8 protein-coding genes and 1 pseudogene are annotated in these 12,026 nt (G+C 71.8%); 5 read left to right on the forward strand and 4 right to left on the reverse strand.

Annotated features, from left to right (window positions below):
* Positions 1-36: 36 nt before the first annotated feature.
* Complete coding sequence (locus AB0903_RS04360) at positions 37-1,422, forward strand: maltokinase (protein ID WP_366698864.1); 1,386 nt, start codon at positions 37-39, stop codon at positions 1,420-1,422.
* Positions 1,423-2,155: 733 nt separating this feature from the next.
* The gene (gene glgB / locus AB0903_RS04365; RefSeq protein ID WP_366699214.1) at positions 2,156-4,717 is read left to right on the forward strand and encodes a 1,4-alpha-glucan branching enzyme; all 2,562 of its coding nucleotides are present in this window, start codon (positions 2,156-2,158) and stop codon (positions 4,715-4,717) included.
* 70 nt (positions 4,718-4,787) lie between these two features.
* On the opposite strand, the gene AB0903_RS04370 is transcribed toward glgB, so the two are convergent.
* On the reverse strand, positions 4,788-7,013 hold the full coding sequence (locus AB0903_RS04370; protein ID WP_366698866.1) for a UvrD-helicase domain-containing protein: 2,226 nt from the start codon (positions 7,011-7,013) through the stop codon (positions 4,788-4,790).
* A 302-nt stretch (positions 7,014-7,315) separates the two neighbouring features.
* On the opposite strand from AB0903_RS04370, the gene AB0903_RS04375 reads away from it, so the two are divergent.
* The gene (locus AB0903_RS04375; protein ID WP_366698868.1) at positions 7,316-8,755 is read left to right on the forward strand and encodes a WGR domain-containing protein; all 1,440 of its coding nucleotides are present in this window, start codon (positions 7,316-7,318) and stop codon (positions 8,753-8,755) included.
* Between the two features lie 67 nt (positions 8,756-8,822).
* On the opposite strand, the gene trxA is transcribed toward AB0903_RS04375, so the two are convergent.
* The 3 genes from trxA to AB0903_RS04390 are packed head-to-tail and all read right to left on the reverse strand — an operon-like array spanning position 8,823 to position 10,134.
* Positions 8,823-9,158 carry a thioredoxin gene (gene trxA, locus AB0903_RS04380; protein WP_366698870.1) on the reverse strand — a complete coding sequence of 112 codons (336 nt, stop codon included), beginning with the start codon at positions 9,156-9,158 and terminating at the stop codon, positions 8,823-8,825.
* A gap of 3 nt (positions 9,159-9,161) precedes the next feature.
* On the reverse strand, positions 9,162-9,554 hold the full coding sequence (locus AB0903_RS04385) for a MerR family transcriptional regulator (protein WP_366698872.1): 393 nt from the start codon (positions 9,552-9,554) through the stop codon (positions 9,162-9,164).
* A gap of 58 nt (positions 9,555-9,612) precedes the next feature.
* Positions 9,613-10,134, reverse strand: coding sequence for an Lrp/AsnC family transcriptional regulator (locus AB0903_RS04390; RefSeq protein ID WP_366698874.1), 522 nt, complete (start codon positions 10,132-10,134; stop codon positions 9,613-9,615).
* 91 nt (positions 10,135-10,225) lie between these two features.
* Here AB0903_RS04390 and AB0903_RS04395 point away from each other — a divergent pair, with 91 nt between their 5' ends.
* Positions 10,226-11,137 (forward strand): NAD-dependent epimerase/dehydratase family protein, encoded by a 912-nt coding sequence (locus AB0903_RS04395; RefSeq protein ID WP_366698876.1) that lies wholly within the window; start codon positions 10,226-10,228, stop codon positions 11,135-11,137.
* Positions 11,137-12,014, forward strand: a pseudogene (locus AB0903_RS04400) (aldo/keto reductase). Before AB0903_RS04395 ends, AB0903_RS04400 begins: the two are co-directional and overlap by 1 nt.
* The last annotated feature ends 12 nt before the right edge of the window (positions 12,015-12,026 follow it).

Here is a 12,026-nt window from a genome sequence, read left to right on the forward strand (position 1 = left end):
CATTCGTGGTGTACCCGGGGAAAGGACGCGATGCCCATGTCGGAGGCTGCATCCACCCGGACTCCGCTCGGCCTGCTTCCCTCGCTCGCCCCCCTGCTGCGCCGATGGCTGCCCGGCCAGCGCTGGTTCGCGGGCAAGGGATGCGCGGTCGCAGGCTTCTCGCTCGTCTCCGCGACGGAGCTGCTGCCCATGAACGGGCCGGGCCCCGGACTCCTGCATCTGCTCGTACGTGTCCGGCAGCAGGAAACGCCGTCGCCCTCGTCCGACGACTGCTACCAGCTGCTCATCGGCGTCCGCGAGACCCTGCCACCGGCTCTCGCCCCCGCGCTGATCGGCCACCTCACCGAAGGACCGCTCGCCGGGCGGACCGTGTACGAGGGGACCCGCGACCCGCGGCTCGCCACACTCCTGCTGGAACGGCTGCGCACATCGGGCTCGCTCGGACCGCTGCGCTTCGACCGGTTCGACGGCGCACCCGAGATCCCGGCGAACCTGGCGAATCTGGCCGGGCGGCCCCTGGACGCGGAGCAGTCCAACTCCTCGCTCGTCTACGGCGACGCCTACATCCTCAAACTCTTCCGCCGTATCCACCCCGGCCCCAACCCGGATCTGGAGCTGCCGCTCGCCCTCGCCCGCGCAGGCTGCCGACGGGTGCCGACCCCGGTCGCCTGGTACGAGGCGGCCACGCCGGAACCTTTCACCCTGGGCGTGCTCCAGCCTTTTCTGGCGGGCTCGCGTGACGGCTGGGTGCTGGCACTGGAGGCCCTCGCGGACGGCCGCCCCTTCCTCGGTGAGGCCCGCGCACTGGGCCGGGTCACCGCCGAGGTGCACACGGCGCTCGCCGATGCCCTGCCCACAATCAAGCTCGGCGGCCCGCACACCGAGCGGCTGGCGGCGGCCATGGTCCGCCGGCTGGAGGCGGCGACGCGGGCCGTGCCCGCCCTGGTGCCTTACGCACCGAGGCTGCGCGCCGCCTTCGACGCGGTCGAGGCGCTCGGCGCGCGCGGCCGCACCTGGGCCGCGCAGCGGGTCCACGGCGACCTGCATCTGGGCCAGATACTGCGAGGCCCCGAGGACACCCCGTGGTCCGTCATCGACTTCGAGGGCGAGCCCGCCAGGCCGCTCACCGAGCGGCGCCGGCCGCAGCCCGCCGTGCGGGACGTCGCGGGCATGCTCCGGTCCTTCGACTACGCGGCCCGCACACACCGGCCCTGGAACCCGGCCTGGGCCGAGCGGTGCCGTGAGGCGTACTGCGACGGGTACGCCGAAGCCGGCGGCGACGATCCGCGCGAGGAGCCGGAGCTGCTGCACGCGTACGAGACCGACAAGGCCGTCTACGAAGTGGTCTACGAGGCGAGGCACCGGCCGGACTGGCTGCCGGTGCCGATGGCCGCGATCGAACGTCTCGCCGCACTCGACTGACCGACCGCCCCTCCCCGACCGACCCGACCGCTTGTGCCCCGTACCGCTCCGCCACCGCTGCCCGACCGCCGTCGCACCGCTGCCCCACCGCAGTTGCCCGCCGCTCGCCGTAGTCCGCCGCAGTCCGCCGCCTGAGGAGGCAGAATCCGTGACCGCCCGACCGTCGTCCCGCAAGTCCTCGGGACCGGAAGTCCCGCACCAGCCGACCGAGACGCACAGCGCAGACACCGACCCCGCCGTGCCGGCCGGGCCGGACCCGGTGCGCGGCACGGGAGCGCGCCCCGCCTCCACCGGGCCGGGCGAGCCCGGCAACGAACCCGACACGCAGGCCGGCTCCGCCGCGGAAGAGGCGGCCGGGTCCGGCAGGGGGCGCCGCCGCTCCGGGCGGGCGGGCACCGCCGCGGCCAGGACGGGCAGTGGCGCGGCAGAAACGCAGGATGCCGCCGACCCGCGAGACGCGGCGGGAGCGGGCCCGGACCGCCAGGGTGGTGACTCCCCGGAGGCCGGGACCGGCGCACGGGCCGTGGCGGTACCGGACGGCGGCGAGCCGGCGGCCGGTGCGGGTCCGGCACGGGGTTCCGGCCGCACGAAGCGCGCCAGGGCGGGCGGGACCGGTTCCGCGGCCGTCACCGCCGAGGCGGTCGCGACCGTACCGGAGCCCGTCGGGCCGAGTGCGGAGGAGGCGGGTTCCACGGACACCGTGCACGCGGCCCCCTCCGTTGCCGCCGAGGCGGTGCCGGCAGGCCGGGCAGCCACCGCGGCCGGCCGGACTCCCGCCCGCAGGGGCACCGCACGGGCGAAGACCGCACGGGCCGGCTCCGGGAGGACCGGGGCGAGCCGGCCGGCCGCGGCCGCCAAGAGCACACCAGCCCGCGCGGCACGCGCCTCGGCCGAAAGGACCACGGGGGCCGGCGCGGCCGGCGAGGCCGTGGCCTCCGATGCGAACGGGACCGGGACCGGGGCCGACAGGTCCACGGTTGCCGGCGGAGCGAGCCGGGACGAGGGGCCCGCGGTTGACGAGGCGGGCACGCCGGTGGGCGGCGCCGCCGGGCCGGGGAAGGCCGGACGGGGCAAGCCCGCGGGCGCGCCGCGACCGCGTGACGGGCAGCGGGGGGTCCGCGCGGCACGGCCGCTCGGCGACGACGACCGGGCCCGGCTCCTCAGCGGCGGCCACCACGACCCGCACGCCCTGCTCGGCGCCCACTCGGTGCGCGGGGGCGTCCAGCTGCGGGTGCTCCGCCCGCACGCGCTGTCCGTCACGGTCCTCGCCAAGGGCCTGCGCGCGGAACTGAACGACGACGGCGACGGGCTCTTCTCCGGCGTTCTCCCCCTGCTCACCACTCCCGAGTACCGCCTCCTCGTCACCTACGAGGGCCACGAGGACGGCTTCGAGGTGGAGGACCCGTACCGCTTCCTCCCCGCGCTCGGCGATCTCGATCTGTATCTGATCGGCGAGGGCCGGCACGAGGAACTGTGGAAGGCGCTCGGTGCCCACCCGATGACCCACCAGCAGGTCACCGGCACGCGGTTCACCGTCTGGGCGCCGAACGCACGGGGCGTGCGCGTGGTCGGCGACTTCAACTTCTGGGACGGCGCCGGTTTCCCCATGCGCTCGCTCGGCGGGACCGGGGTGTGGGAGCTGTTCCTGCCCGGCATCGGTGACGGCGCACTGTACAAGTTCGAGATCATGCGTCCGGACGGCTCGTACACGCAGCGGGCCGACCCGATGGCCCGGCGCGCCGAGGTGCCGCCGGCCAACGCGTCGGTCGTGACCGAGTCGCACCACGAGTGGGGCGACCAGGAGTGGATGTCCCACCGCGCCGACCGCCCCCTCCACGAAGCACCGCTGTCGGTCTACGAGGTGCACCTTCCGTCCTGGCGACCGGGGCTGACATACCGCCAGCTCGCGGTGCAGCTTCCGCAGTACGTGAAGGACCTCGGCTTCACCCACGTCGAGTTCATGCCGGTGGCCGAGCATCCGTTCGGCGGATCCTGGGGTTACCAGGTGACCGGTTTCTACGCGCCGACGTCACGCATGGGCACTCCCGACGACTTCCGGCACCTGGTGGACAGCCTGCACCGGGCGGGCATCGGCGTGCTGGTGGACTGGGTGCCGGCGCACTTCCCCCGGGACGACTGGGCGCTTGCGGAGTTCGACGGCCGCCCCCTCTACGAGCACAGCGACCCCGCGCGGGCGGCACATCCGGACTGGGGAACGCTCGAGTTCGACTACGGACGCAAGGAGGTCCGCAACTTCCTGGTGGCCAACGCGACGTACTGGTGCGAGGAGTTCCACATCGACGGCCTGCGGGTCGACGCGGTCGCCTCCATGCTGTACCTCGACTACTCCCGCGAGGACGGCCAGTGGTCGCCGAACGAGTACGGCGGCCGGGAGAACCTGGACGCCGTGTCCTTCCTCCAGGAGATGAACGCCACCGTCTACCGGCGCAACCCGGGTGTCGTCACCATCGCCGAGGAGTCCACGGCGTGGACCGGCGTGACCCGCCCGACGGACCACGGCGGGCTCGGCTTCGGCCTGAAGTGGAACATGGGCTGGATGCACGACTCGCTGGTGTACGTCTCCAAGGAGCCGGTGCACCGCAAGTACCACCACAACGAGATGACGTTCTCGATGGTGTACGCCTACAGCGAGAACTACGTGCTGCCGATCTCGCACGACGAGGTGGTGCACGGCAAGCGGGCGCTGGTGAGCAAGATGCCCGGCGACTGGTGGCAGCAGCGGGCCAACCACCGCGCGTACCTGGGCTTCATGTGGTCCCACCCGGGCAAGCAACTCCTCTTCATGGGCCAGGAGTTCGCCCAGGGGGCCGAGTGGTCGGAGGGCCACGGCCCCGACTGGTGGCTGCTCGACCCGTCCTACTCGGCGGAGCCCGACCACCGCGGAGTACGGGACCTGGTCCGCGAACTGAACGAGGTGTACGGCGCCACCCCTGCCCTGTGGCAGCAGGACACCGTGCCCGAGGGGTTCGCGTGGGTGGACGGCGGCGCCTGGGAGGACAACGTCTTCGCCTTCCTCCGCTTCGACAAGCACGGCGCGCCGCTGCTCGTGGTGAGCAACTTCTCGCCGGTCGTACGGCACGGCTTCCGCCTCGGCGTCCCCGAGACGGTCCCCGCCTGGACCGAGGTCGTCAACACCGACGAGGAACGCTTCGGCGGCTCCGGCGTGCGCAACGCGGACCCGCTGAAGCCCGAGCAGGTCGAGTCGCACGGCCGGCGTACGTCGATCGCTCCGACGCTGCCGCCGCTGGCGACGGTCTGGTTCCGCCCGGCGTGAAGAGGTCCGGGACGGTCACGGCCGGTCGGCCCGTGACCGTCCCGGGCTGCCAACGACTGCTACCGGGCGGTTACCGGGCGGTGCGGACCACACCCAGGCGCTGGGTGGCCCGCGTGTACGCCACATACAGGTCGTTCACCCCGTGTGCGGAGCCGGAGCGGATCAGCTCCGGCTCCACCACGATCACGGTGTCGAACTCCAGACCCTTCGCGGCCCTCGCGTCGAGGAGCACGACCGGCTGTGTCAGGTCCGGCTCACCGGTGGCGGACACGCCCGGGAGGGCGCAGGCGAGGGCGGTGTGCAGGGAGGCGGGGGCGATCACCGCGATCCGGCCCTCGTGCGGCGCGTCGGCGACCCGGACGGCGACGGCCTCGGCCAGGCCGGCCCGCTCCACGGTGACCTCCCACGGCTCGACGCCGGTCGAGCGCACCGAGCGCGGCGGCCGGAACCCCGGGTCCGCGCTGCGCCGTACCTCGGCGGCCAGTTCCATGATCTCGGCGGGCGTGCGGTAGTTGACGCGGAGCGTCGTGTGCTCGAAGCGGTCGCCGACGTACGGTTCGAGGATCTCCTGCCAGGAGCCGCAGCCCGCCGCGTCGCCGGTCTGGGCCGGGTCGCCGACCAGCGTCATCGACCGGGTCGGGCAGCGGCGCATCAAAAGGCGCCACGCCATCTGCGACAGCTCCTGCGCCTCGTCGACGATGATGTGCCCGAACGCCCAGGTGCGGTCGGCGGCGGCGCGTTCCGCGGCGCTGCGGTGGTCGGCCTCCTCCTGCCGCTCCGCCATCCGCTCCGCGTCGATGACGTCGTGCGCGGCCAGGACCTCCGAATCCTCGTCGTCCTTGTCCTCGAACTCGTACGTCCGCGAGGCGTAGGAGAGGTCCAGGACGCCCTGCGCGTAGGCGATCTGCCGTGCGCGTTCGGCCTCGGCGTGGGCGCGGGCGGCGGAGTCGTCCTCACCGAGGAGTTCCGCGACCTCGTCCAGGAGCGGCACGTCGGCGGGGGTCCAGGGGCCCGTCGCACGCCGCAGCAGCGCGGCCTCCTCCTCCGGCAGGTGGGCCGGCTCCGCGAGGAAGTCCGCGAGGAAGTCCTGCGGAGTGAGCGGCGGCCACAGCGTGGCGATCGCCGCGTGCACGTCGGCGCTGGCGGCGATGGCCTTGCCGAGCTGGGCGATGTCGTCGGGGCCGAGGAAGTTGGGGCCGCCGTAGGGGTCGGCGCCGATGCGGTCCGCGAGCTGTGAGGTCAGGTCGTCGATGATCCGGAACACGAAGTACGGCCGGGCGAGGTTGTGCGGCAGCCCCGTCTCGCGGGCCTTGTGGCGTGCCTCGACGGCCATGCCCCAGTCGATGACGAGGTCGCCGTCGTCGTGGGGAACGACGAGCGGCACGTCCTTGTCCGGCACCTGCTGCCGGTCCCGTACCGCCTCGGACAGTACGTCGGCCATGGCGGCGCGGCCCTTGAGGGCGGCGGCGGGGATGTCGGTGCCGGTGGCGTGCACGCCGGGGAAGAGCTCGCCGACAGTCGACAGCAGCACGCCGGTCTCACCGAGCGAGGGCAGTACCTCCCCGATGTAGCCGAGGAAGGCCGGGTTGGGTCCGACGATCAGCACGGCGCGCTTGGCAAGCTGCTCCCGGTGCGCGTACAGCAGATACGCGGCGCGGTGGAGCGCGACGGCCGTCTTCCCCGTACCGGGGCCGCCCTCCACGACGAGCACACCGGTCTGCGGGGCGCGGATGATCCGGTCCTGCTCGGCCTGGATGGTCGACACGATGTCGCCCATCCGCCCCGTCCGGGCGCTGTTCAGCGCGGCGAGCAGCACCTCGTCGGCGTCGTGGGACTCGTACCCGGTGCGGGTGGTGTCGGCGAGATCCATGATCTCGTCGTGCAGCGCGGTGACCGTCCGGCCCTGCGTGGTGATGTGCCGACGACGGCGCAGGCCCATCGGTTCGTAACCGGTGGCGAGGTAGAAGGGGCGCGCGACCGGGGCCCGCCAGTCGATCAGCAGCGGCGTCCTTTCCGCGTCGTCGCGGCGGATTCCGGTGCGTCCGATGTGATGCGTCACTCCGTCACGCCGGTCGATGCGCCCGAAACAGAGCCCGGTGTCGGCGGCATTCAGCGCGGCCAAGGTCGCGGAGTGCTCCACGACCCCGATGTCCCGCTCCACTCGCGCCTGCCGACCGGTCCCGACCTGCGCGATCGTGCCGCTCAGGGCTGCTTCGGCCTCGTCACGGAGCTGGTCGAGCCGCTCGTGCACGAGAGAGACGAATTGCTGTTCCCGTCGCAATTCCTCGGTTGACAATTCAGCTCCTGACGCGGTAAGGTTCGTTTATTGAACTTCTCCGTGATGTTGATTAATCGCAAACACGGAATCCCCTAATATACGCAGCAAAACACCCCGGCCGTCAATTCGGACCGGGGTTTCCTGTGTCCGGCGGCGATCACGGATTCCTGGCGGACGGCCCCGGCTGACGGCCGCCGGGGCCGAAGGAGCCCCGCAACCGAGGAACCGCGGACCGGGCGTTGTCAGTGGCGGCCTCTAGCGTTCTCCCCAGTGGAACGGGCGGGGACGACCGTCTGTTCGGTCCTGGGGAGGGGTCTTCCGTGTCGCGGACGAAGACGTATCTGGAGCTGTCGCAGGACGACGGCACGGCGCACAAGTTCTACGAGGTGGTCGTCGAGGGGACGGTCGTCTCGGTGCGATACGGCCGGATCGGCGCCACCGGCCAGCTGCAGACCTCTTCCTTCCCCACTGTCGAGAAGGCGCAGGCCGCCGCGTCGAAGAAGATCGGCGAGAAGGTACGCAAGGGGTACGCGCCGGCCGTCCAGGGACAGCGCGCCGCCCGTCCGGTGACGCGCCGGCAGGTGGCGTCGGCACCGTCCACCGCTCGCTCCACGGCCCCGGTCCTGTGGCGGTTCCGGACGGGCTCAGCGGCTTTCGGCATCCACATCGACGAGGACCGCTGCTGGGTGGGCAACCAGGCCGGCGACGTCTACACCCTCGGTCACGACGGTGAGGTGCTGGCCAGGTACGCCCTGCCGGACGGCGTCAAGTGCCTGGTCGCGGACGACTTCTGGATCTACGCGGGCTGCGACGACGGCAAGGTGTACGACCTGTCCTCGAAGCTGCCGTTCGCCGCGTACGACATCGCGGCGGATGTCGACATCTTCTGGCTCGACATCAGGGAGGGCGTTCTCAACGTCTCCGGCGCCGACGGCGGTCTCACCGTCATCGACCACGAGGACGAGTACCAGTGGGCCCGGAAGTCGTCCGGCGGGCAGGCGTGGATGGTGCGGGCGGACGAAGAAGCCGTCTACCACGGCCACCAGAGGGGAGTCACCGCCTACTCCCCCGACGGCAACGGCGAGTTGTGGCACACGCCGACGACCGGTGCCGTGCTCTTCGGCTGGCAGGAGGACACCTCGGTCTACGCCGGCACGGCACGCAACGTGGTGCAGCGCCTGTCGAAGCGGACGGGCGCCGTCGAGGCGACGTACCGCTGCGACACCGCGGTGTACTCGTGCGCCACCTCGCCGGACGGGCGTTTCGTGTTCGCCGGCGATTCCTCGTCCTCGGTCTACTGCTTCGCCTCCGACGGCACCCGCCTGTGGAAGCTGCGCACCGGCGGAGGGTCGGCCCTGTCCATGCAGTACCGCCGGGAGAAGCTGTACATGGTCACCACCGACGGCTCACTGGTCTGCATGGACGCGAGCGAGGCTGCGGTCACCTCCGCCCAGCAGGGCACGGTGCCCGTGGCGAAGGACATCAAGTCCGCTGCCGCACTGCCCACCTACACCCCCGCCGCATCGCTGCGGGCGGTGGCCACCGTCTCTGCGCCACCGGCTGGCGGCGTCGTGGTGGAGTGCGTCCAGACGGACGGGAAACTGCGGGTCCACGTCGTCTCCGACGGTTTCGAGCCATCGTGGAACGTGCAGTTCCCGCGCGGGATACGCGAGGCGGGCGCACGCTACGTGGTGGACGCACTGCATCCGGCGCAGTCCGGTTTCTACCGCGTGCGCGGCGAGATCCGCCGACTGCTCTGAGGCGAGCCCCCTTCGGCCGGCCCCGTCGGACGACCGACCTGCGGGCCGGCTGACCTGCGGGGGCCGGCTACGCGAGGACGTCCTCGAGTTCCTGGAGCAGCCGGCGCTTGGGCCGGGCGCCCACCAAGGACTTCACGGGCTCCCCCCGGTCGAACACCATCAGCGTCGGCATGGAGAGCACGCCGTAGCGGATCATGGTCTCCGGGTTACTGTCCGCGTCGATCCGGAGCACCTTCAGGCGTGCCGCCTCCTCCTTCGCGACCGCGCTCAGGACCGGGGCGAGCCGGCGGCAGGGGCCGCACCAGTCCGCGGTGAACTCGACGAGGACCGGGCGGTCCGCACCCAGCACCTCGATGTCGAAGTCCGTGTCCGTCACCGCGGTGACACCTTCTGCGTGGATCATTCGTCAGCCTCCGAATTCGCACTGTGGGTCCGGGCCTTGCGGCAGTTGCGCCTCTGCCCGTACGAGCTGCGCACGGACCTGCACCCGCACGGACTGCAACTGACCGATGAGGGTTTCCAGTTCGGCGAGCTTGGTCCGGTAGACGGCGATCGAGGCCGGGCACGAGTCACCCTCCGGGTGGCCCGCGCGCAGGCATTCGACGAACGGCCTGGTCTCCTCCAGGTCGAACCCGAAGTCCTGCAGGGTCCGGATCTGCCGGAGCAGCCGCAGGTCGTCCTCGTCGTAGGTGCGGTAGCCGTTCACCGCACGCCGGGCGGGCAGCAGCCCGCGGGACTCGTAGTAGCGCAGAGTGCGGGTGGTCGTCCCGGCCCGCTCCGCGAGCTCGCCGATTCGCATGGCCCGACCGTAAGCCTTGACGCCGACGTCAAGGCAACGGCCGACGCTCCGCCCCGTGTCAGGCTTCGCGCGGCAGCAGCGGTTTCCGGGGCAGCGGTGAAGTCAGCACGATCGACGTCGTCGTGCGGCCCAGCGCGGAGACGTGCTCCAGCACGTCCTCAAGATGGACCGTGTCGGTCACCGCGACCTTGAGGATCCAGCAGTCCTCACCGACCACATGATGCGCCTCGATCACCTCGGGCCGCTCCAGCAGCTCCAAGGTCCGCGGGTGCTTGAAGTTGTAGCCGGCGTGCGGATTCACCCGGACGAACGCCTGGATGCCGTACCCGAGACGGGCGGGGGTGACATGGGCGCCGTAACCGGTGACCGCGCCGCAGGTCTCGAGCCTGCGGACGCGTTCGGCGACCGCGGCGGGGCTGAGCCGCACCCGGCGGCCGAGCTCGCTCAGCTTGATCCGGCCGTCGCTCTGCACAAGCTCCAGGATGTGCCGGTCCACCGCGTCGAAGCCGCCCACCGTCGTTTCACCGGTCGCGGCCCGCAGCTGCCGTGGTTCCTTCTGCCCGGACGCCGGATCTCCCATGATTCCCCCTTCAGGACGCCGTCCGTCAACGTAACACTGGTACCGGAAGGCGTAACACCACATGAATTCAAGGGAATCGGGGGACCGCGGAATGCGTGACATCTGCGTCATCGGCGGCAGCCGCTATGTCGGAAAGCGGCTCACAGCACGGTTGCTCGCCGCCGGTGACCGTGTCACCGTCGTCAATCGCGGCTCGTCCGTACCGCCGGAAGGAGCGCTTCATCTTGTCGCCGACAGAAACGACGAGGCGGCGCTGTGCGATGTTCTGGGCGACCGGACTTTCGATGTCGTCGTCGACCAGGTCTGTTACACGCCGCGCCAGGCGAGGACCGCTCGGCGCGTCTTCGGCGGCCGCACCGGGCGGTACGTCCTGACCTCCTCGGTCGAGGTGTACGAGTACGAGGACTCGGAGGCCCCCGTCCGCGAGGAGGCGGTCGATCCAGGCGCTGTCCGGGTCGACCTCGACGCCCCCTGGGACGATGCCGGGTATCTGGAGCACCATTACGGAGAAGGGAATCGCCAGGCGGAGGCGGTCCTCGCGGCGGCCGGCCCCGAGCTGCCCTGGGTCTCCGTGCGGACCGCCCATGTCCTGGGCGGCACGGATGATTTCACCGGGCGCGTCGAGCACTACGCCTCCCGGATGCGGGACGCCAAGCCGGTCCGCGTCCCCGTGGGCAACCGGCCCGCGACCTACATCCATGTCGAGGAGATCGCCGACTTCCTTTACTGGACCGCCGGCCGGGAATTCACCGGACCGGTGAACGCGAACTCGCACGGACCGCTCGTCACCGCCGACATCTGCGAGGCGATCCGGCGCACGGCCGGCGGCACAACGGCATTCGCTGCGGTGGAGGTGGGCACGTACTCCCCGTTCTCGTTCGCCCGCTCCTACGGCATGGACAACACCCGGGCCACAAAGCTCGGTTTCTCCTTCTCCCACACCTCCGAATGGCTGGACCGGGCCGTCGGCGAGACCCTGAACTCCCGGAAGGGCGGCACGTAATGAGGTACCGCACCATCGGCGATCTCCGCGTCGGAGCCGTCGGGTACGGCGCGATGCCGCTGTCCATCGAGGGGCACCCGGACGAACGGCAGGCTGTCGCCACGATCCACGCGGCGCTGGACGCGGGCATCACCCTGATCGATACGGCCGACTCGTACCACGTGCCGGGTGCCGGACCCGGCCCCGGCGAACTGCTCGTCGCACGGGCCCTGTCCTCGTACGGCGGCGACACCGGCTCCGTGCTGGTCGCCACCAAGGGCGGGCGCGGCCGGACCGCCGACGGCGGCTGGAGCGTGAACGGCGACCCGAAACACCTCAAGCGGGCCGCGAGGACTCCGCGGCCCGCCTCGGCGGGAAGGCGATCGGGCTGTACCAGCTCCACAAGCCGGACCCTGCCGTCCCCTACGCCGAGTCGCTGGGAGCGCTGCGGGAGTTGCTGACCGAGGGGACGATCCTGCGGGCGGGGATCTCGAACGTCGGCAGGGAGCAGATTCTGCTGGCCCGCGAGGTGCTGGGTGAGAGGCTGGTGTCCGTGCAGAACCGGTACTCGCCCGAGGTGCGCGACAGCGAGCCGGAGCTGCGGCTCTGTACGGAGCTGGGTTTCGCGTTCCTGCCGTGGAGTCCGCTGGGCGGGATCTCGCGCAGCGCGCTGGACGGCCCGTCGGCACTCACGGCGACACGGCGGTACGTCTCCTTCCACGCGGTGGCCCGCGAGCGGGGCGTCAGCCCGCAGCAGGTGGCGCTGGCCTGGCTGCTGGCGAAGTCGCCTGCGGTGGTGCCGATTCCCGGCGCGAGCAGGCCCCGCACCGTCGCGGACTCGGCCGCCGCAGCGGACCTCGTGCTGACGGCCGCCGAACTGGCCTCCCTCGACGGCTGACCGGGGCGGGAG

The sequence above is a fragment of the Streptomyces sp. NPDC048389 genome, from assembly GCF_040706335.1.
GTDB lineage: Bacteria > Actinomycetota > Actinomycetes > Streptomycetales > Streptomycetaceae > Streptomyces.

Excerpts from the sequence above, each read along its gene's own strand:
- AB0903_RS04395 (WP_366698876.1), top strand. The coding sequence starts at position 10,226 with ATGCGTGACATCTGCGTCATCGGCGGCAGCCGCTATGTCGGAAAGCGG.
- AB0903_RS04385 (WP_366698872.1), bottom strand. The coding sequence starts at position 9,554 with ATGCGAATCGGCGAGCTCGCGGAGCGGGCCGGGACGACCACCCGCACT.
- AB0903_RS04360 (WP_366698864.1), top strand. The coding sequence starts at position 37 with ATGTCGGAGGCTGCATCCACCCGGACTCCGCTCGGCCTGCTTCCCTCG.
- trxA (WP_366698870.1), bottom strand. The coding sequence starts at position 9,158 with ATGATCCACGCAGAAGGTGTCACCGCGGTGACGGACACGGACTTCGAC.
- AB0903_RS04390 (WP_366698874.1), bottom strand. The coding sequence starts at position 10,134 with ATGGGAGATCCGGCGTCCGGGCAGAAGGAACCACGGCAGCTGCGGGCC.